Source organism: Tabrizicola sp., from assembly GCF_041913445.1.
Classification (GTDB): domain Bacteria; phylum Pseudomonadota; class Alphaproteobacteria; order Rhodobacterales; family Rhodobacteraceae; genus Tabrizicola.
In genome coordinates, this window is the sequence record NZ_JAYSFG010000018.1 from 41075 (window position 1) to 58437 (window position 17363).

At 66.7% G+C, this 17363-nt stretch carries 22 protein-coding genes; 9 read left to right on the plus strand and 13 right to left on the minus strand.

Annotation, left to right across the window (positions count from 1 at the left end; all coding sequences use genetic code 11):
• A complete protein-coding gene (locus ACE3Q6_RS17215; RefSeq protein ID WP_374435104.1) occupies positions 1–324 on the minus strand; it encodes a DUF1244 domain-containing protein in 324 nt (107 codons plus the stop codon).
• A complete protein-coding gene (locus ACE3Q6_RS17220; protein WP_374435106.1) occupies positions 324–1070 on the minus strand; it encodes an N-formylglutamate amidohydrolase in 747 nt (248 codons plus the stop codon). The genes ACE3Q6_RS17215 and ACE3Q6_RS17220 overlap by 1 nt, the downstream gene beginning before the upstream one ends.
• Positions 1071–1229: 159 nt before the next feature.
• Between ACE3Q6_RS17220 and pyk the strand changes: the two genes are divergently transcribed.
• A complete protein-coding gene (gene pyk, locus ACE3Q6_RS17225; protein ID WP_374435110.1) occupies positions 1230–2675 on the plus strand; it encodes a pyruvate kinase in 1446 nt (481 codons plus the stop codon).
• 846 nt (positions 2676–3521) lie between these two features.
• Entirely contained in the window at positions 3522–4148 is a 627-nt protein-coding gene (locus ACE3Q6_RS17230) for a response regulator transcription factor (protein ID WP_374435113.1), read from the plus strand.
• A 2-nt stretch (positions 4149–4150) separates the two neighbouring features.
• On the opposite strand, the gene ACE3Q6_RS17235 is transcribed toward ACE3Q6_RS17230, so the two are convergent.
• The 6 genes from ACE3Q6_RS17235 to ACE3Q6_RS17260 all read right to left on the minus strand — a co-directional run bounded on the left by ACE3Q6_RS17235 (position 4151) and on the right by ACE3Q6_RS17260 (position 8856).
• Positions 4151–5056 carry a hypothetical protein gene (locus ACE3Q6_RS17235; RefSeq protein ID WP_374435115.1) on the minus strand — a complete coding sequence of 302 codons (906 nt, stop codon included), beginning with the start codon at positions 5054–5056 and terminating at the stop codon, positions 4151–4153.
• Positions 5057–5087: 31 nt separating this feature from the next.
• Complete coding sequence (locus ACE3Q6_RS17240) at positions 5088–5597, minus strand: hypothetical protein (RefSeq protein WP_374435117.1); 510 nt, start codon at positions 5595–5597, stop codon at positions 5088–5090.
• Between the two features lie 55 nt (positions 5598–5652).
• Positions 5653–6279 carry a hypothetical protein gene (locus ACE3Q6_RS17245; protein ID WP_374435119.1) on the minus strand — a complete coding sequence of 209 codons (627 nt, stop codon included), beginning with the start codon at positions 6277–6279 and terminating at the stop codon, positions 5653–5655.
• Between the two features lie 144 nt (positions 6280–6423).
• Positions 6424–7788 (minus strand): CsgG/HfaB family protein, encoded by a 1365-nt coding sequence (locus ACE3Q6_RS17250; RefSeq protein WP_374435121.1) that lies wholly within the window; start codon positions 7786–7788, stop codon positions 6424–6426.
• Positions 7781–8269 (minus strand): hypothetical protein, encoded by a 489-nt coding sequence (locus tag ACE3Q6_RS17255; RefSeq protein ID WP_374435123.1) that lies wholly within the window; start codon positions 8267–8269, stop codon positions 7781–7783. Before ACE3Q6_RS17255 ends, ACE3Q6_RS17250 begins: the two co-directional genes overlap by 8 nt.
• Before the next feature lie 2 nt (positions 8270–8271).
• Positions 8272–8856 (minus strand): hypothetical protein, encoded by a 585-nt coding sequence (locus ACE3Q6_RS17260; RefSeq protein ID WP_374435126.1) that lies wholly within the window; start codon positions 8854–8856, stop codon positions 8272–8274.
• 250 nt (positions 8857–9106) lie between these two features.
• Here ACE3Q6_RS17260 and ACE3Q6_RS17265 point away from each other — a divergent pair, with 250 nt between their 5' ends.
• Entirely contained in the window at positions 9107–9688 is a 582-nt protein-coding gene (locus ACE3Q6_RS17265) for a hypothetical protein (RefSeq protein ID WP_374435128.1), read from the plus strand.
• Between the two features lie 704 nt (positions 9689–10392).
• On the opposite strand, the gene ACE3Q6_RS17270 is transcribed toward ACE3Q6_RS17265, so the two are convergent.
• Positions 10393–10557 (minus strand): hypothetical protein, encoded by a 165-nt coding sequence (locus ACE3Q6_RS17270; RefSeq protein ID WP_374435130.1) that lies wholly within the window; start codon positions 10555–10557, stop codon positions 10393–10395.
• Between the two features lie 282 nt (positions 10558–10839).
• Here ACE3Q6_RS17270 and rpmI point away from each other — a divergent pair, with 282 nt between their 5' ends.
• Positions 10840–11040: a 50S ribosomal protein L35 gene (gene rpmI / locus ACE3Q6_RS17275; protein WP_374435132.1), complete on the plus strand. Its 201-nt coding sequence runs from the start codon at positions 10840–10842 to the stop codon at positions 11038–11040.
• A 12-nt stretch (positions 11041–11052) separates the two neighbouring features.
• Positions 11053–11415, plus strand: coding sequence for a 50S ribosomal protein L20 (rplT, locus tag ACE3Q6_RS17280; protein WP_374435134.1), 363 nt, complete (start codon positions 11053–11055; stop codon positions 11413–11415).
• Positions 11416–11470: 55 nt separating this feature from the next.
• Here rplT and ACE3Q6_RS17285 read toward each other — a convergent pair whose 3' ends face one another.
• Positions 11471–12517 carry a nucleoside hydrolase gene (locus ACE3Q6_RS17285; RefSeq protein WP_374435136.1) on the minus strand — a complete coding sequence of 349 codons (1047 nt, stop codon included), beginning with the start codon at positions 12515–12517 and terminating at the stop codon, positions 11471–11473.
• 153 nt (positions 12518–12670) lie between these two features.
• Here ACE3Q6_RS17285 and ACE3Q6_RS17290 point away from each other — a divergent pair, with 153 nt between their 5' ends.
• Complete coding sequence (locus tag ACE3Q6_RS17290; RefSeq protein WP_374435138.1) at positions 12671–13021, plus strand: DUF4440 domain-containing protein; 351 nt, start codon at positions 12671–12673, stop codon at positions 13019–13021.
• An 84-nt stretch (positions 13022–13105) separates the two neighbouring features.
• On the opposite strand, the gene truB is transcribed toward ACE3Q6_RS17290, so the two are convergent.
• The 3 genes from truB to rbfA are packed head-to-tail and all read right to left on the minus strand — an operon-like array spanning position 13106 to position 15155.
• Positions 13106–14008: a tRNA pseudouridine(55) synthase TruB gene (gene truB / locus ACE3Q6_RS17295; protein WP_374435140.1), complete on the minus strand. Its 903-nt coding sequence runs from the start codon at positions 14006–14008 to the stop codon at positions 13106–13108.
• Positions 14008–14733, minus strand: a complete 726-nt coding sequence (locus tag ACE3Q6_RS17300) for a phosphodiester glycosidase family protein (protein WP_374435142.1) — start codon at positions 14731–14733, stop codon at positions 14008–14010. The genes truB and ACE3Q6_RS17300 overlap by 1 nt, the downstream gene beginning before the upstream one ends.
• A complete protein-coding gene (rbfA, locus tag ACE3Q6_RS17305; protein ID WP_374435144.1) occupies positions 14730–15155 on the minus strand; it encodes a 30S ribosome-binding factor RbfA in 426 nt (141 codons plus the stop codon). Before rbfA ends, ACE3Q6_RS17300 begins: the two co-directional genes overlap by 4 nt.
• A gap of 97 nt (positions 15156–15252) precedes the next feature.
• Here rbfA and dapB point away from each other — a divergent pair, with 97 nt between their 5' ends.
• The 3 genes from dapB to ACE3Q6_RS17320 all read left to right on the plus strand — a co-directional run bounded on the left by dapB (position 15253) and on the right by ACE3Q6_RS17320 (position 17194).
• Positions 15253–16059, plus strand: a complete 807-nt coding sequence (gene dapB / locus ACE3Q6_RS17310) for a 4-hydroxy-tetrahydrodipicolinate reductase (protein ID WP_374435147.1) — start codon at positions 15253–15255, stop codon at positions 16057–16059.
• 62 nt (positions 16060–16121) lie between these two features.
• Positions 16122–16481: a dihydrodipicolinate reductase gene (locus tag ACE3Q6_RS17315; protein WP_374435149.1), complete on the plus strand. Its 360-nt coding sequence runs from the start codon at positions 16122–16124 to the stop codon at positions 16479–16481.
• Between the two features lie 305 nt (positions 16482–16786).
• On the plus strand, positions 16787–17194 hold the full coding sequence (locus ACE3Q6_RS17320; protein WP_374435151.1) for a cupin domain-containing protein: 408 nt from the start codon (positions 16787–16789) through the stop codon (positions 17192–17194).
• The last annotated feature ends 169 nt before the right edge of the window (positions 17195–17363 follow it).

Sequence of the window (17363 nt, forward strand, 5' to 3'; positions counted from 1 at the left end):
TCAGCCGCCGGCTTTCGGCCCGGTCACATTCTCGCGGAAGGCCACCTCGAAGGCGGCCTTCTTCGCCGCATCCGCCTCGGTCTGGTTCTGCGCGACCCAGTCGGCGTAGGGCATCCCGTAGACCACCTCGCGCGCCTCGTCCTTGGTCATCTCGATCCCGCGCTCACTCGCCGCTTCCTGGTACCAGCGGCTCAGGCAGTTCCGGCAGAAGCCGCCCAGGTTCATCAGGTCGATGTTCTGCACATCCGGCCGCTTGACCATCAGGTGATGCACCAGCGCGCGGAAGGCCGCGGCTTCCAGTTCCGTCCGGGTTTGGTCGTCCATCATAGGCCCTCCAGCACTTCGGTCAGGATCGGGGCGAGCCGTGCCGCCCAATGCGCCTGGTGCTCGGCCGTCCCGATCAGGTCGTTCCTCACTTCTATAAGTGTGTTGTGCCGGCCCAGGCGCAAGGCGTGCCGGTCGATCGCATCGCCGGGCAGGTGGCCGGAGTAGGGCTCGTTGTCGCCGATGCAGAGGTCCGTCTCGGCCATCAGCCGCGCGATCAGCGGCTTCGAAAAACGCTCGTCCAGATGCGAATAGAGGACCCCCACATGCCAGGGCCGGGGCGCGCGCCCCCGAAGGCAGGGGGTGAAAGAATGCACCGCGACGATCACCCGGTCCGGGCGCAGCGCCGCCAGCCGGGCATAGGCGGCGTGGTAAGGGCGGTAAAGCCGATCCAGCCGCTCCTCGACCCCCTCCGGCCCGATGTGCCGGTTCGCCGGGATGATCGTCCCGTCATAAAGCTGCATCACCAGGGTCGGGTCGTCCTCGCCCCGGTTCGGGTCGATCACCAGGCGGCTGAAGTCCGACAGGATCACCGGGCTGTCCAGACGGCGGCCCAGCTGCGACGCCACACCGGCCGCGCCCACGTCCCAGGCGATGTGGCGGGCCATGTCCTCGGCCGGGATGCCCAGGTCGCCGCCGTTGACCCAGCCGGGCACCCGGTTCGACGCATGGTCGCAGGTCACCAGCCAGCGGCCCTTGCGGTCCTCACCCTCGATCCTGAATGCCACGTCCGCTTCGCTTCGCATGGCCTGCTTCTACCCAGCCTTCCCGCGCGATGCCAGCGATCAGCCATCCTCGGCACCGTGAAGAGCGCGGCTTTGCGAAACCGCCGTTGCGGGACGCGCGGAGTTGCGCCATAAGGCACGCGGCCCACATGAACCGGAATTTATAGCAGGAGGATGGCGATGCGCCGCCACCGCAACGTGAAGATTGTGGCCACGCTTGGCCCGGCATCCAGCAGCTACGAGATGATCCGTGCGCTGTTCGAGGCGGGGGCCGACGTGTTCCGCCTGAACATGAGCCACGGCGTCCACGAGGACATCGCCAAGCGCCACGCGATCATCCGCCAGGTCGAGAAGGACCTTGGCCGCCCGATCGGCATCCTGGCCGACCTGCAGGGCCCGAAGCTGCGCGTCGGCGTCTTCGCCAACGGCTCCGAGGAGCTGGTGGAAGGCGCGGCGTTCCGGATGGACCTCTCCTCCGCCCCCGGCGACGCCAAGCGGGTGAACCTGCCGCACCCGGAAATCTTCGCGGCGCTGGAGCCCGGCACCTCGCTTCTGGTGAACGACGGCAAGATCCGCCTGCGCGTTAACACCTGCGGCAAGGACTTCGCCGAATGCACGGTCGAGGTCGGCGGCACGATTTCCAACCGCAAGGGCGTGAACGTCCCCGACGTCGTCCTGCCCGTGGCCGCCCTGTCCGAGAAGGACCGCGGCGACCTGGAATTTGCCTGCCAGCTGGGCATCGACTGGCTCGCTCTCAGCTTCGTGCAGCGGCCCGAGGACGTGATCGAGGCGCGCAGCCTCGCCAAGGGTCGTGCCGCGATCCTGTCCAAGATCGAGAAGCCCGCCGCCGTAAAAGCCTATGACGCGATCCTGCAGGTCTCGGATGGGATCATGGTGGCGCGCGGCGACCTTGGCGTGGAACTGCCCGTGACCTCGGTCCCGCCGATCCAGAAGCGGCTGGTGCGTGGTGCGCGCGCAGCGGCGAAGCCGGTGATCGTGGCGACCCAGATGCTGGAATCGATGATCGAATCCCCGGTGCCCACCCGGGCCGAGGTCTCGGACGTCGCCACCGCGATCTACGAAGGCGCGGATGCGGTGATGCTGTCCGCCGAATCAGCCGCCGGCAAGTATCCGGTCGAGGCGGTGCGCACGATGAACGACGTCGCGATGAGCGTCGAGAAGGACCCGACCTACCGCTCGGTGATCGAGGCCTCGCGCCAGGTCCGGCGCGAGTCGGTCGCCGACGGCATCGTCGCCGCCGCGCGCGAGATCGCCGAGGCCACCAACATCAAGGCGATCTGCTGCTTCTCGCAGACCGGCACCACCGCCAGCCTCGTCGCCCGCGAACGCCCGCATGTCCCGATCATCGCGCTGACGCCTCTCATGTCCACGGCGCGCCGTTATGCGCTGACCTGGGGCGCGCATTGCGTGATCACCCCGCCGCAAGAGCGCTTCAAGGGCGCGGTGCTGGCGGCGGTGGGCGCGGCCCGGTCCGACGGGTTTGCAACCGAGGAAGACCAGATCGTCGTGACCGCCGGCGTTCCCTTCAACGTCAAGGGCACCACGAACATCCTGCGCGTCGCGCCCTGCGACGAACGGCTGATCTCGCGGGTCGATCCGGAATAAGTGGCCTGAACGGGGCCCTGCAGCGGGGACCGAAGGCGCACCGGCTGGGTATCCAAAGATGATAAACGCTCTTTCGGGAGTGGTTCGACTGGGCTGGGCCTGAGAGCCCTGTCCGGGCGGAACAAAGTGCGACCGGCCCGCTGACCGGGGGCGCTTACCCGGGGTCGGCGCACTGCTTGGGCTTGGCGGCTTTGCGCCTTCCCCTGCGTGGCCCGGCCCCTTGCCCGTGGGTGCCGCGCGCTGCAATGATTGATAAACGTCAACCCGACCAGAGCCGCGCGGCGATGCCACCTGCGTGGCAAATGGCCGTTCCGGGTCCCGCACGGAATTTGCATCCGCCGCCGAGCTTTGAGCGGAGGAGACGACGCTGGACGGTTTCCCAGCGCCCGGCACTGCTCCGCCGTTGATTCGCCGTGGCGGTCCTCTGCTGACGGTTGCGAGGCGGCGTTCGGTGCGCATGTGGGTCTTCCATGGCCCGGCCGGGGCCAGATGATGTCACTTTTTTGTGCAAAGCGGCCGGAATTGACAAATGTTACCGCGGCAATTTTCTGAAACTGCCGTACACTTTTGATGATAATCCGGTCTGTTCTGGAATGGCCGGACCTATACTTTCGAGGTAGAAGTCGTCCCCATGCGGTCCAATCGGAAGTACAACGACTGATTGTAACCAGTTCCTGAATCTATCTCGACCCCCCGCGGCACTCTCCGCCCGAGGGCATATCCTTGGATATGCTTAAGATCTAAGGATCGCTGGCCTTTCGGATAGATGGTGTGCAATGACAGAAATTGCTAACGCACTTCATCAATTGGGAATGCAAGCCAGATACGAACCGCCCGAGGAAAATGATGAACGAACTTACCTCCGTCCTGATTGCCGACGATCATGATATCGTCCGCGATGCAGTGGCGCATGTGGTTGGTAACGAGTTGGGAATACCCGTCTACACGGTCAAGGACAAAGAGACCGCGCTGCAGGCGATCCGCGACCATGGCCCGATCCCCGTGGTCCTACTTGATATCTCGATGCCCGGCATGGGCACCTCGCACAGCGTCGAGGAGATCGTGAAAAGCAACGCGCCCGGTGCCGTCGTCATCTTCTCGGGCGTTGCCGACGAGCTATTCGTGCGCAATGCAATCGCAAATGGCGCGCGTGGCTTCATTCCCAAGACCTTTCCATTGAAGTCGCTCAGCAATACGCTGAAGCTGATCGCCTCTGGTCAGATCTTCGTGCCGTTCTCGGTAATGGATGCACCCTCGCCTTCGGGGGCCGCGCCCTTGCTGACGCAACGCGAGATGTCCGTTCTTCGCCTGCTGGTGAAAGGGCAGACGAACAAGGAAATCGCGCGCGAACTCGATTCGACCGAAGTCCGGGTCAAGATGCACCTGCGCTCCATCTGCTCACGGTTGAATGCAAAGAACCGCACCCAGGCCGCGCTGATCGCGGAACACAGCGGGCTCATCGATACGCACTGACCTCAGGGCGCCGGGTTTATCGCCCCGGCATTGATGGCCCCGATGGCGGTCGTCAGGATTTCGTCGATACGGACCGACTGGCTCTGGACAATCGTCGTGATCTGACCGGCGATCGCCATCTCGTTGCTTGCAAGGTTGAGAACCAGCGCCGCCCCACCGATCCCGCCAAGTTCGCGGGACGACAGGTGCGAGGCGCTTGCGGTGTCGGTCATCGCCTGCGAGATCAGGCTGCTCGTTCCCAGGCTGACCTCGGCAAGGCCCAGATCAAGGTCCGGAGCCAGGGCGTCTGTCTGCCACTTCGCCCTGACATTCGTGAGGATTTCGCCGGTGTTCACCGCGCCCAGCGTCGTCGACCTGATCTGGTCCAGGCGCAGCAGATCCTCTTCCCGGTGCGGGTTGTAGACGCTGGCCAGTTGCGCGGGCGCAAGATCGGGCAGCAGGACCCCGCGGATGACCGTCGTGATCGACCCGTCGACCCGGCTCATCAACAGCGCCTGGGCTTGCGACAGGGCCTCGCCGTCGCGGGATTGCGCGTAAAGCGAAAGCTGTCCCGCGGGCGGAAGTTCGTAAAGTTGGCTGCCGACCGGATAAAGGCCCGCCTGCAGACCCGTGGCCATGCTTGCGGCAAGTTCCGGCGGGACCGTCACGCCGCTCTCCCCCGCCTGAAGCGACACGGGAACGCCGTCCTGGTCATAGCCGACGACCACCAGCGCACCCGGCGCAAGGGTCGCAGGGGTCTCCATCGGCGTGGCGACGTTCGAGGCCAGGTTGACCATGATCGCGGACAGCGGCGAGTGTCCCAGCTGGTCGATGCGCAACAGCACGTCTTCCAGAATGCTCGCCTGCCCGACCCCTGGCCCCGACAGGCAGGAAAGGACCATCACGACCAGCTGTCCCGACCGGGTCATCCAGCCTCGCTTTCCGGGGCGCGACGGTCCGTCATTCGTCGCCTCCCGACTGGACCGACACAATGACTTGCCCGGTGTTCATGGCGCCGATGGCCTTGGTCGAAAGGGTGGACACGTCCGAAACCGGACCGTCGCCCAGAAGGAAGATCGGCGCGCGGATCGGGGATTGCGTGGTGGCGGCATTGGCCGCGTTCAGCGGCGTGACGGCGTCGCCCGTCTCGGTCGTCGTGGATGTCAGCACCCGGATGAGCCCTGTATTGGTCGCGCCAAGTGCCATGGTCTCGATCTGCAACGCCTGTGGCGCCAAGGGTTGGCCGATGACGCCCTGCGGTTGCAGATACTGCACCGTGCTGTCCACCATGTCCGAGCCATCCGTCACCGGCGCATGGCTGGCCAGGTTGATGAAGACAGTGCCCCCGGCAAGGTCGGGGTTGTCGGCAATCATCGTCAGGACGCGTTCCAGTGCGCTTTCCGCGCGGACCGGGGCAGCGACCGCGACGGTGAAGATCAGGAATGAAAGGGCGGCCAGGTCCATGGACATCCGTCAATGATGGAAGGGGCCAGAGGGTGCATGTCCCTCCGGCCCCCCGTCAGCCTCAGTTCTGGCCGGTGCCGCTGGTGCCGATGATGCCGGTCACGGCAGCGTTCACGCCCGACGTGATGGTGCCCGTGTTGACCGCACCCAGCGCCGTGGTCGACAGGTCGCCGACGGTGCCGTTGACTTCGTTCATCGTGTTCGAGATCGAGCCGTTGATGCCCGTCATGTTCGACGCGACGTTCAGCACCAGCGCGCCCGTGCTGGCCGACCCGCCAAGCTGATCGGCAACGGCCGAGTAGGCAGCGGTCGACGAGGTCTTGGCCTGGTCCACGGCCTGGTTCACACCCAGCGTGATCTCGCCGGTGTTGACAGCGCCGAGAGCGGTGGTCGCCATGTCACCCCAGGACAGCGTCGGCATGTCGTATTCGACAGCCGTGATCAGGCCAGCGGTTGCGGTCTGCGTTGCAGACGTGATCCCGTCGACGAGGTTGGTGATCGAGCCATCGACGCCCTGACCGTCCGCGCCGCCGATGTTTTCGGCGATGTTGGCGAAGGTGCCGTTGACCTTGGCCAGGTTGGTGCCGTTGTCGATCGTCGCAAGCACGCGCTCCAGGACCGACTCCTCGGCGGAAGCCACGCCGGCAAAAGCGAGAACCAGTGCCGAGGTCGCAAGAAGTTTCTTCATTGTAGTCTCCTGTTAGGGGTTGGCTGACACCCCGCCGTGTCAGCCCGTATTTGCGGTGATCTGCGGGGACCGCTTGCTCCCGTCGCCGGGCATCGGCCCGATGAAGGGAATGGCGATATCTCTTCGGAAGCGGGCAAGGTGCGGTCAGTTCGAACCTCCCAGCTTTTTGTCGTCCGGTTTGGCGGGATCGGGTCCCTTCGGCTGCGGTTCCGCCGCAGGCGTCGGGCTGGCCGGCGCCGCCTCCGGGTATTTGGCCCCGGCGATGTACTTCTGCGCCGCCTCGGTCGCCCGGATCGCGTTTTCCACCAGCGTCGCGGCCGCATCGCCTTCGGCCCCGGTCAGGCCCTTGGCCGCGGCTTCGCGCAGGGCCTGGATGGCAAGCGTCATGTACTGCGCGGCTTCGTTGGCGGCGGCGGTCGCTTCGTCCTTCGACTTGGCCTGCAGCACCGAATCCGCCGCCGCGATGGCGCGTGCCGCGTATGAGGTGGCCGAATTCGCCAGCTTGACCGCTTCCGGCGGGCTCTTTGCGTCGGCCTCTGCCGCGCTTGCGGGCGCGGGTCGCGCGTCTGCGGGCAGAGCACCGCCAGCTGCGGCCGGGCTTGCGGCAACAGGCGGCGGGGCCTTGGCCTTGGCCGCCGCCTCCTTCGCCGCCGCAAGCTCGGACCCGTCCCCCGCGATCGAGATCAGCTCGGCCGGCGCGGCCACCAGCGCATTGCTGGGGATCTGCGCCGCGCATTCGCGCACCGACGCTTCGGGCATGACCTGCATCAGAAGCGACAGGGTGGCAAAGCTCAGCGTCTGTCGCAGCGCCAGGTGGACGGCCTCGCGCTCCATTCCCCCGACATCGACAGCCAGCAGCGTCTCGCCGATGAAGCGGTTCGCCGAGAAGCCGAGTTCATCGGCGTAAAGCTGCTTCTGCACTGCCGCATTGCCGACGAGCTTTCCGCTATGGGCCGCCGTCAGCGCCAGGTCCAGGCCGATCAGGATTCGCGACTGGCGATACCGCGGCCCCACGCCCGCGATCTCGACCCGCGCGCCGCCCCCCGGGATGAAATCCAGGCTGGTCACGCTGCCGGTGATGAAGAAGTCCGTCGGGATCTGCTGCGCCAGTGGCCGAAGCCCCCAGTTGCTTTCCGCCAGAACGATGTTCGGATCGCGCCGGTTCACCACGCTCAGCCCGGCCGAGAACAGGGCGGATTGCACCATGTCCCCCGCGCCCTGCGAGATGTACTTGCCGCTCCCGCCGTCGGCGTACTGCTCCTTGCCGGTGTTGTCCGCGATGGCGCCGACGGAAAAGCTGATGTCGGGGCTGATCTTCCCTTTCACGCAGGCCAGCGCCTTGTCGAAGGGCGTGGCGATGCGCTCCATGGGCGGACCGCTGACCAGCCGGGCGTTCTCTTGCGGCTTTTCAAAGGTGGCGGGCGCAATGATCTTTGCGCAGCCGCAAAGGCTGACGCCAATCGCGACCATCCACAGCGCCCGGCACCAGGTGTGAATGTGCTTATTCACAGGACCGGACGATGGGCAGATACGCCGAGGGTTCGGCCGTATTCAATGGCATGGCGTTGATCGACCCATCGACACAGCCTTGCGTATCGGCTGAGTTGATCGAATCGATGATGTTGCCGTCGCCTTCGACCGCAATGGTCGTGCTTCCGGTGTTCAACGACCCGACGGCATAGGTATTTTCGCCAATCTTGTCGCCAAGCTGGTTGTCGACCGTGATGGCCCCGTCCGACGAATTGGCTTCGACATAGTTGCTGCGGTTGTCGTTGTAGGTGTTGTACACCGTTTCCGGCTGGGCCGCGGGATCCTCGACCTGGCGCAGCACCTGCGCCTGTTGCAGCGCGATGCTGCGGTCGGTGGCCGAAGAGAATCCCCAGGTGCTGGACCAGGACTGGCCCGAGCTAGAGACATTCTGCGCCAGGGCGGGCAGGGCGCCCAGGCACAGGGTGCCCAGGCAGGCCGCGCAAAGCAGAAGCGACTTCATCGTCATAGCAAGGCCCCCGCATTGGCGGTGCTGGAAACCGAGCCGGACGTGGCCGTGGCTCCCGCGCCGCCCTTGGCGTCAGTGCTTTGCGCTGTGGACGGGGTTCCGCTGCCCTCGTGCGCGGACGAGCCCTTGCCTGCGGTGGCTTCGGATTGCTGGTCGCCCTGGAAGGCGTCGGCCCCGTTGCCCCCGCCGGTCGAGGAACCTTGATCCTCGGTCCCGTCATCGTCGTCGTCGTCATCATCATCGTCGTCGCCATCGTCGTCGTCCTGGTCTGGAGGACCAGGCGGAACGGGATGCGGTTCGCACGGGACGAAGCTGGGCTCGTACTTGTCCTGCGCAAGCACGTAACCCTTGGGGATGTCATAGCAATATTCCCGCGGCTGCGGCAAAGCGCATTGGGAATGGCACTGCGGGTGCGTATGCGGAACACAGCCGGAAAGCAGCAGGCCCAGAAGGCCAATCCGAGGAATCGGGCTATTCAACATCATCCGCAGCCCGGATGTTGCAGACTTCGTCCAGTCCGAATGATCCCTGGCTTCGGGATTTTCGGTGGGAAAGTCTCCGAATTGGCGGTTTGCGATCATGATCGGGAAAATCCTGAAGTGTCCTTCACTTATTCAGGAATGTTAATGTAGACCCGCCGTCCTGTTGACCTGCGCTTAGGTTTGGCCGGGATGTCGGAAGGGCGCGGTGCCGCGATTTGCCACCACAGCGCGCCTCGCATGCGTATCGAAGGATAGTCGCGGGGCGAAAGAGAGTTACCCCCCGCCTTCTGCGTGCAGGAATGCGGATTTGATCCTGATAACCTTGGGTTAAGCATCAGGAGGCCCGGAATTGTCTGGCATCGCAACGTTCAAGACTGGCGACATGTACTTCGAAGGGGCTCGCGTCCTCGGCAACCTCCTGTGGCCGGCAAAGGCTCCGTCCCGGGTGCTACCCTGGGCCGCCAGCTATCCCGCAGCGGTCGAGCGGGCGCCGAACCGGCCCCTGACCGCGCCCGTCGCGGCTCCCGGCCAGGCTGTCATGCTCGTCGTCGATCCGCAGTCCCGCCAGCGCGAGCTTGGCGACAAGTCCGGTCGTGGTGACACCCGCGTCCAGCGTGTTGCCAGCCTGGCCCAGGTCCGCGAGATCCTGGCCGAGGGTCGGGATCCGGTGGCGCTGGTCGTCATCGACATCGACAGCTGCGGCGGCATCGCCAAGGTGATCTCCGAGCTTCTGGTCTTCCGCGTGACCTACGTCGGCACGCCGGTCGTGCTGGTCAGCGCCGAAAGCGAGACCGACGACTACGACACCGTGCGCCTTGCCCTCTGCGACGCGACCCTCCGCGGTCCGGTCTCGATGTCGCGTCTTGATGCCGGCCTTGACGAGATCCGCATCAACAACCGGATCTGGCAGGCCAGGAACCCCCGGAACTAGCAGGGAAGGCGGGAGCCGCCTCCCGTTTTGCCGTTACCCTGCCGGATGCCTGTGGCGTCCGGCTTTTCCCTTTCAGCGCCGCCAGAGTCGCTCAAAGCCCGATCAGCGGGACCGCTGCGGCCTTCCGGTCGTCGAATCGGCCCCACGCAGACCGCCGTGCCACGTCTCGTGCCGCCGTCTGCTGCCCGAAAGATCGGGAAACTGGGTCCAGGCACAGCAGGCAGGGGCTCCGCCGGGGCATCCTTCACCCGTTCGGGCAGGCTGGGACCTGCGAAGGCTGCCGGGCGCTCTCGAAAGACAGTCGCTGCGTCGGCCCGCCCGGTGCTCATGCCCGGCGCTCTCGTTTGGACAGCCCCGGACAGTGCCGAAGATAGATTGCCCCAGCTGAGCCATTCCTGCATCCATTGCGTGTTGCCGGCCGCCTCCGGCAACCCCGAGAGTGACCGGCCAAAGTGCCCTGCCGGTTGCGCGTCCCCCAAGGATTGCTCGGACTTTGCCGGGTCCCGCCTGCGGGATCCGGCATTTTTTCTTGCGCGCTGTTCGGTGCGGAGAACGGAAAGGGCAGACCGGCCAATGTCCCACCCGTCCCGGCCAAAAAGGAAAGGCAGGCGGACCATCTGCCGCCTGCCTGTCGAGTTTCCGGGAACGCAGTTTCGACGCGCGGATCGGATCAAACCCCGAGCCGCCTGCGCCGAGTCACGGGCTCACGCCCCGTGGTGCATCATGTAGTTCGCGCCGATCACCGTGAACATCGCCAACTGGCCCGCGACCGAATAGGCGACCAGGGCGGCAAGGACCGAATGGCCGGTGAGAAGGCTTACGACGCCAGCGAAGGTCGCCACGACAAGTCCGATAAGCAGAGATCCCATTTCATTGCCTCGTCACGCCAAATTCCCTGGGACCGTTTTACGCCTCTCCGGCTTTTTACGCTTTGTCGCCTCCGATGATCCGCACTATCTTTCGATGAAATCCTGCACGGTCGATACTGCCGTCCCCGGGATCTTCCGCCCGGGCTCCGCCTGCCCGCGCGTTCCGCACCTCTGACTTGCCCCTTGCACCTTTCCCGGCCTGCGCCTATAGGGACGCCTTCATTACCCGCACGGCCGGCCCAAGTGGCATGCCGAGTCGTGCCTGAAACCACGGAGATGGAAATGCCCAAGATGAAGACCAAGTCGGCGGCGAAGAAGCGCTTCAGCTTCACGGCCTCCGGTCGGGTGAAGGCCGGTCCCGCCGGCAAGCGCCACGGCATGATCAAGCGCACGCCGAAATTCGTCCGCGACGCCTCGGGGGCCATGATCCTCAGCGACAGCGACGCGAAGATCGTCAAGAAATACATGCCCTACGACCGGTAAGGAGAGCACCAGATGTCCCGCGTCAAATCCGGCAAGGTCACCCACGCCCGTCACCGCAAGGTGATCAAGGCGGCTTCGGGCTACTACGCCGCCCGCTCCACCAACTTCCGCACCGCGACCCAGGCCGTCGACAAGGCCAACCAGTACGCGACCCGCGACCGCAAGGCCCGCAAGCGCTCGTTCCGTGCGCTGTGGATCCAGCGGATCAACGCTGCCGTCCGGCTGTTCGACGCCGAGATGACCTATTCGCGCCTGATCAACGGCCTGGCGAAAGCCGGGATCGAGGTCGACCGCAAGGTCCTCGCCGACCTCGCCGTGCATGAGCCCGAGGCGTTCAACGCCATCGCTGGCCAGGCCAAGGCCGCCCTGGCCTGATCGCCCAAGAATCGATTTCGGAAAGGCCCCGCCCCAGCGCGGGGCCTTTTCGCATTCAGGGGGCCAGCAGCAGGTCATGCAGCCGGGCCGAGGTCCGGGGGCAGTAGAGGACTTCGCCCGCGTCGGCCGCATCGACCACCAGCCCGCGCCGCGGCCAGACCCAGAAAGCCCATTCAAGCCGGACCTCGGCCCTGACCCTTGCGCAGTCGAAAAGCTCGGGCGCAAACAGCCAGGCGGCCGCCACCCAGTCGAAGGGTGAGAACCCCTCCAGCCCCACGTCCTTCTGCCAGAACGCCAGCCATCCCTGCGCCTGATCGACGAGCCAGGCCTGCGCCGGCCCGCGCTGCGCGAAGTCCTGCAGGTCCGCCGCGCCGATCACCACCCCGCGCCCGGCGTCATAGGGAATCAGCGTCAGGGCCACGTCCAGCGCCATCACCCGCTGCGCGGCCTCTCGGTCGACGCTGACGTTCAGGTCGCGGAAGATCGGCCCGTGACCCATGATGCCTCGCCCGTTCCCTTCGCTCGGGTGGAAAAGGTGCCCCGCCTCGTGCCCCATGACCGCGACGACCCGCTGGACATTGGCGGAAAGGTCCGGCCGTCCCTCCAGCGCCGCCGCGATGTTCGTCAGGGGACCCAGCGCCAGCACGGTCAGCGGTCCTTGGGCCAGCGCCGCCCGGAGGCCCTGCACCCCGGCAGGCTCTGGCAGGGCAGAGGGACCGACTGGCCCCGTGTGCCCCTCCAGCACCGGCGGCACGGCAAAGCCCGCTGCCCGCAGCCTGTCCGCCAGCTCCTGCGTCCGTGCGGCCACCACCGCACCCTCGGCATTGCCGAAGCTGGTCGAGATGCCCTCGATCCTTACCCCCTGGGCCAGAAGCCACAGGATCGCGAAGCAGTCATCGGGGTCGGTCCTTGGCCCCGCCCCGCAAGCCGCGTCGGTGTCGATCCAGACCCGCCCGGTCCGTTCGACCACAGGGCCACCCGGCACCAGCTCCAGCCGCGTCCCCGCCATCCGTCCGGTCCACCAGGCATCCCCGGGCACCAGCGCCCAGGCCAGCGCCGCCAGCAGCAGAAGACCGGTCATCAAGCTCGGCAGCAGTCGCATCGGGCGCCCCTTCGGACTGCCCAAGCTGCCCGTCGGGGCCACGGCGCGCAAGCCCGGTCCCATGATCTTCTCCCCGGCGCGCCGGGAACCCGGGACCCCCCTTGCCAGTTTCCACCGGGCCAGATCAGGCGGGCCACGTCAGGAGAGCACGACATGGACGACCAGCGCGCATGGGCGACCGAGGAAAGCCTCTGGACCGGGCAACCGGCGGGCTATGTCGGTCTCATCGACCCGGCCTGCCTGATGGTCGTGCCGGCCGCGCCGCATATCCTTGCCGCCGAGGCGGCGCTGCACAGCATGTCCGACGCCCCCCGCTGGACGGCGGTCGACTTCGTGAAGGGCCGCGTGGCGCGCCCCGAGGACGGGCTCATGGTCCTGGCCTACACCGCCCACGCCCGCCGCGCCGAGGGCGCAGGCTACGTGGCGCATTGCACCTCGACCTGGCGGAGGAGGGGGCATGAGGACTGGAAGCTTGTGCAGCACCAACAGACGCCCGAGGCCTAGAGGTCGAACTCCCTGAATGGAGGCAGTTGCCCAGCCCTCGGCGAGCCCCGCAGCCCCGGGCGATGGCGTCCCGTGAAGAAAGGCCTAGCGGTTGAACACGCGGCTGGGGTGCAGCTCGCCCCCCCGGTAATGCCCCACCGCGACCGCGAGGCCATCCAGGCTCGCCCAGCCTTCGGTGCCCCACTCCGCGTGACCGATCACCTGCCCCGGATTGCCGTTGCGAAGCCGCACCGCGCCCTCAAGGGTCGCCTTGAACTCGGGCAGGTCCTGCAACCCCAGCTCCAGCGGCAGAAGCCGCGCGTCCAGGGCCTCGGTCTTCGCCTCGGAGTCAATCGCCTCCAGCGTCACACCCTGAGCCGCCTCGAACGGCCCCGACCACTCCCGCCGCAGCCATTCGACGTGGCCAAGGCACCCAAGCGCCGCCCCCAGATCCCGCGCGATGGACCGCACGTAACCTCCCTTGCCGCAGACCATCTCCAGCTCCACGTGGTCGGCATCCGGGCGGCCCGTCATCTCCAGCCGCTCCACCCACAGGGGCCGCGCCGCCAGGTCCATCACCTCGCCCTCGCGGGCAAGGTCATAGGCCCGCTCGCCGTCGACCTTCACCGCCGAATACTGCGGCGGGACCTGTTGGATCTGCCCACGGAACGCCCCCAGCGCCGCCTCGATCTGCGCATCGGACGGGCGGACTTCCGACGTCGCAACAACGCGCCCCGAGGCATCGTCCGTCTCGGTCGCCGCGCCCAGCACGACCCGGAACCGGTAGCATTTCAGCGCATCGGTGATGTAGGGGATCGTCTTCGTGGCCTCGCCCAACGCCACCGCCAGGACACCTGTCGCATCCGGGTCCAGCGTCCCCGCATGTCCCGCCTTCTGCGCCGAAAACGCCCATTTCACCTTGTTCACGACGGCCGTCGAAGTCACCCCAGCCGGCTTGTCCACCACCAGCCAGCCCGAAACCGCCCGTCCCTTCTTGACGCGTCCCATCAGCCCCTCGAAACCACGGTCCCGACGATCGGCCCCATCGGAAACCCCCCGTCATGCCGCCCGAGCGACGGCGCATAAAGCCGCGAGATGTTGCCGTCGAAGTAAAGCGCGTCCGACAGCCCCAGCCCGTCGCGGAAGAACCGCGCGAAGGAATGGAAGTTCACCGCGTCGTTCGAGATCGCGAAGACCGCCCGCTTTCCGTCCGCGCTGACGCCCACGCCATTGCGCACATAGACCGAGTCGCTTCCCGGCAGCAGTTTCGGATGCAGCTCGCCCTTGATCACCAGCATCGGCCCCGACTGGGTCGCATAGCGGCAGTCCGGCCGGTCCGCCTTGAACGACCGGCTCTCCACCACCCGGAAGCCATCCCCGATGCAGAACACCCCATTCGGCAGAAGACCAAAGTTCCCCGGCCCGTCGCGCGTGACCAGTTTCGCACCCTCGACCCCGTCCTCGACGTAAAGCCCCACGGGTGCAAGATCCCGGTGATACATCCCCGCATTCATCGCAAAATCAAGCGCCTTGCCCTCTGCCTCCAGCGCCTGATCGACCTTGCGGAAGCTGCCATAGGCCCCGTCGGGACCCGAGTGGAACAGCCGCAGGTCCTCGCCCGCCGTCACTTCGCAGATCGTGTAGGACGCCTGCTCGAACGTGGTGTCCCGGCAATCGGCAGCCGCCGCCGCCACCGGGGCCAGCGACAGGATCAGCGCAAGGAGGACCCTCATTCCTCGTCGTCCGCCAGGTCAGGATCGGCCGCGCCAAGGTCGCGCTGCACCGAGGGGTCCGAGAACAACCGCCGCGTCTCGTCCAGGCGGTCGAACGTCTCGTCGGGACGGAACCGCAGGTCGGGTGCGTATTTCAGCGTCAGCTCCGAGGCCACCCGGTGGCGCAGCTCGGCCTTGTTCCGCGCCAGGGCCGCGATCGCATCCTCGACCGGCACCGAACCCATCAGCGGCATCACATATACCGTCGCCACCTTCAGGTCCGGAGAACACGACACCTCGCCCACCGTGATCGACATGGCGTTCAGCTCGGGGTCATGGATCTCGGCCCGGTTCAGCACATCGGACAGCGTGCGGCGGATCAGTTCCCCCACCCTCAACTGGCGTTGCGACGGGCCGGACCCGGTATTGAAGCGCTTGGACATGGGCGATCCCATATGCCCTTTCGCCCCCGCCCGCAACGCCGGGCTTCTCACGCCCGCGCGAACCCGCTAGACGGAACGACAAACGGGGGACGACGCGATGGATCAGCCGGGATTGGTGGTAACAGGCGCTTCGGGCCGCATGGGCCAGACGCTGATCCGGCTTTCGCAAGCCTCGGACAAGCTGCGCCTCGTGGCCTGCGTCGAACGCGCGGGCCACCCCTGGATCGGCCGCGACGTGGGCGAGGCTATGGGCGGCGCCCCCCTCGGCGTCAAGGTCACCGACGACGCGCTGGAAGCCTTCGCCAAGGCCCAGGCCGTCGTCGACTTCACCGCCCCCGCCGCGACGGTGGAATTCGCAGCCCTCGCCGCCCAGGCTCGCGCCGTCCACGTCATCGGCACCACCGGGCTTGAGCCACAGCACCTCGCCAAGATCGAGGCCGCCTCCCGCCACGCCACCATCATCCGCGCCGGCAACATGTCGCTGGGCGTGAACCTGTTGGTGCGCCTCACGCAAAAGGTCGCTGCCGCGCTCGACGCCGACTGGGACATCGAGATCGTCGAGGCCCACCACCGCATGAAGGTCGACGCCCCCTCGGGCACCGCGCTGATGCTCGGCCAGGCCGCTGCGGAAGGGCGCGGTGTCTCCCTGGACGAGGCCAAGGTCTCCGGCCGCGACGGCATCACCGGGGCACGGGCCAAGGGCTCCATCGGCTTTTCCGCCATCCGTGGCGGCGACATCGTCGGCGAACACGACGTGATCTTCGCGGGCGAGGGCGAACGCATCGTCCTTCGCCACCTCGCCACCGACCGCGCCATCTTTGCCCGGGGCGCGCTGAAGGCCGCGCTGTGGGGCCAGGGCAAGAAGCCGGGCCAATACGACATGATGGACGTGCTCGGCATCTGACCGGTTGATCCGACTCGGGAACCTCCGCGTATATAAGCTGTTCACCAACCGGAGGTGATGCCATGCGCGCCGTTCTGTTTGCGAGTTTCCTGCTTCTGCCGCTGCCCGCCTGGGCCGAGGGGTTCGAACCGGTCAAAGACAAGGAAAAGTTCCTTGACCTTGTCGAGAACCGCGAACTGCGCATCGGCCTCTACAATCTCTCGCTCAACGTCCTGCCCGACGGCCGCATCGACGGCTCCGCGATGGGCTGGGACATCACCGGCCAATGGACCTGGAAAGACGGCTACTTCTGCCGCGAGATGGACTGGAGCGGGATGGAGATCGACTACAACTGCCAGTTGGTCGAGGCCGACGGCTCCGAGAAACTCCGCTTCACCGTCGACCAGGGCAAGGGCAACTCTGCGACCTTCCGCCTGCGATAAGGGCCGCTCGTCGTCGACCTCGCCGCTCCCGCTGTCGCCCCGCACTCCCGGTCACCTCGCGCCCCCGTGTGGCCCCGCGAAGCGCGATCCATCTTCTGGACCTGGACTGCACCCGAGGAGCTACCGGGAAAGCCGACTCCGTCCCCTCTAGCGCTTGCGCGCTTGCATCTGGTTCACCGACCGCACCCGTTTGGCCGGACCCTTCCACCGCGCGGCACCCCGCGACGAGAAGCCGAAGGCGCACGAAGAGCCCCACAAGCCCCTGAATCCCTGCTACGCTCCCACCAAACCCCAGGGAGCCACCCATGAAACTCTACCCCGCCGGCCACGCCCCCTCCCGTTCCGGCTCTCCCGACTGGTTCACCGGCCGCGTCCGCCTTGACCCGCTCTTCGACCCCGACGCCCCCGACCGCGTGCAGGGCGTCCTCGTCACTTTCGACCCCGGCGCCCGCACGGCCTGGCACACCCATCCCCTCGGCCAGACCCTGATCGTCACCGCCGGTGTCGGCCTCTGCCAGTCCGACGGCGGTCCCATCCGCACCATCCGCCCCGGCGACGTCGTCACTTTCGCCCCGGGAGAACGCCACTGGCACGGCGCCACCCCCACCAACGGCATGTCCCACATCGCCATCCACGAGGTGCAGGACGGCCGCAGCGTCGACTGGATGGAGGCCGTCAGCGACGCGGACTATGCGGCCGACCCGCAGGCCTGAACCGTCAGATTTCCCAAAACCCCTCGACCGGGCAACTGCGCACCGCCTCCACCCCGCACCTCCCCTCCCCCTCCGTGGGGAGGGGATGGGGGTGGGGGGCTACCGGCAAGGCCCCGTGGCGCCACCAAGACCGGAAGGCACTGGAAAACATCCTTTCCGGATCCCTAAC

What these genes read in the sequence shown, in the direction of transcription:
- ACE3Q6_RS17285 (WP_374435136.1), bottom strand. Translation starts at nt 12,517, where the DNA reads ATGCGACTGCTGCCGAGCTTGATGACCGGTCTTCTGCTGCTGGCGGCG.
- ACE3Q6_RS17245 (WP_374435119.1), bottom strand. Translation starts at nt 6,279, where the DNA reads ATGAAGAAACTTCTTGCGACCTCGGCACTGGTTCTCGCTTTTGCCGGC.
- ACE3Q6_RS17260 (WP_374435126.1), bottom strand. Translation starts at nt 8,856, where the DNA reads ATGATCGCAAACCGCCAATTCGGAGACTTTCCCACCGAAAATCCCGAA.
- rpmI (WP_374435132.1), top strand. Translation starts at nt 10,840, where the DNA reads ATGCCCAAGATGAAGACCAAGTCGGCGGCGAAGAAGCGCTTCAGCTTC.
- ACE3Q6_RS17270 (WP_374435130.1), bottom strand. Translation starts at nt 10,557, where the DNA reads ATGGGATCTCTGCTTATCGGACTTGTCGTGGCGACCTTCGCTGGCGTC.
- ACE3Q6_RS17290 (WP_374435138.1), top strand. Translation starts at nt 12,671, where the DNA reads ATGGACGACCAGCGCGCATGGGCGACCGAGGAAAGCCTCTGGACCGGG.
- ACE3Q6_RS17300 (WP_374435142.1), bottom strand. Translation starts at nt 14,733, where the DNA reads ATGAGGGTCCTCCTTGCGCTGATCCTGTCGCTGGCCCCGGTGGCGGCG.
- truB (WP_374435140.1), bottom strand. Translation starts at nt 14,008, where the DNA reads ATGGGACGCGTCAAGAAGGGACGGGCGGTTTCGGGCTGGCTGGTGGTG.
- ACE3Q6_RS17320 (WP_374435151.1), top strand. Translation starts at nt 16,787, where the DNA reads ATGAAACTCTACCCCGCCGGCCACGCCCCCTCCCGTTCCGGCTCTCCC.
- rbfA (WP_374435144.1), bottom strand. Translation starts at nt 15,155, where the DNA reads ATGTCCAAGCGCTTCAATACCGGGTCCGGCCCGTCGCAACGCCAGTTG.
- ACE3Q6_RS17240 (WP_374435117.1), bottom strand. Translation starts at nt 5,597, where the DNA reads ATGTCCATGGACCTGGCCGCCCTTTCATTCCTGATCTTCACCGTCGCG.
- ACE3Q6_RS17315 (WP_374435149.1), top strand. Translation starts at nt 16,122, where the DNA reads ATGCGCGCCGTTCTGTTTGCGAGTTTCCTGCTTCTGCCGCTGCCCGCC.
- rplT (WP_374435134.1), top strand. Translation starts at nt 11,053, where the DNA reads ATGTCCCGCGTCAAATCCGGCAAGGTCACCCACGCCCGTCACCGCAAG.
- ACE3Q6_RS17215 (WP_374435104.1), bottom strand. Translation starts at nt 324, where the DNA reads ATGGACGACCAAACCCGGACGGAACTGGAAGCCGCGGCCTTCCGCGCG.
- ACE3Q6_RS17220 (WP_374435106.1), bottom strand. Translation starts at nt 1,070, where the DNA reads ATGCGAAGCGAAGCGGACGTGGCATTCAGGATCGAGGGTGAGGACCGC.
- ACE3Q6_RS17230 (WP_374435113.1), top strand. Translation starts at nt 3,522, where the DNA reads ATGAACGAACTTACCTCCGTCCTGATTGCCGACGATCATGATATCGTC.
- ACE3Q6_RS17255 (WP_374435123.1), bottom strand. Translation starts at nt 8,269, where the DNA reads ATGAAGTCGCTTCTGCTTTGCGCGGCCTGCCTGGGCACCCTGTGCCTG.
- ACE3Q6_RS17235 (WP_374435115.1), bottom strand. Translation starts at nt 5,056, where the DNA reads ATGACCCGGTCGGGACAGCTGGTCGTGATGGTCCTTTCCTGCCTGTCG.
- dapB (WP_374435147.1), top strand. Translation starts at nt 15,253, where the DNA reads ATGGATCAGCCGGGATTGGTGGTAACAGGCGCTTCGGGCCGCATGGGC.
- pyk (WP_374435110.1), top strand. Translation starts at nt 1,230, where the DNA reads ATGCGCCGCCACCGCAACGTGAAGATTGTGGCCACGCTTGGCCCGGCA.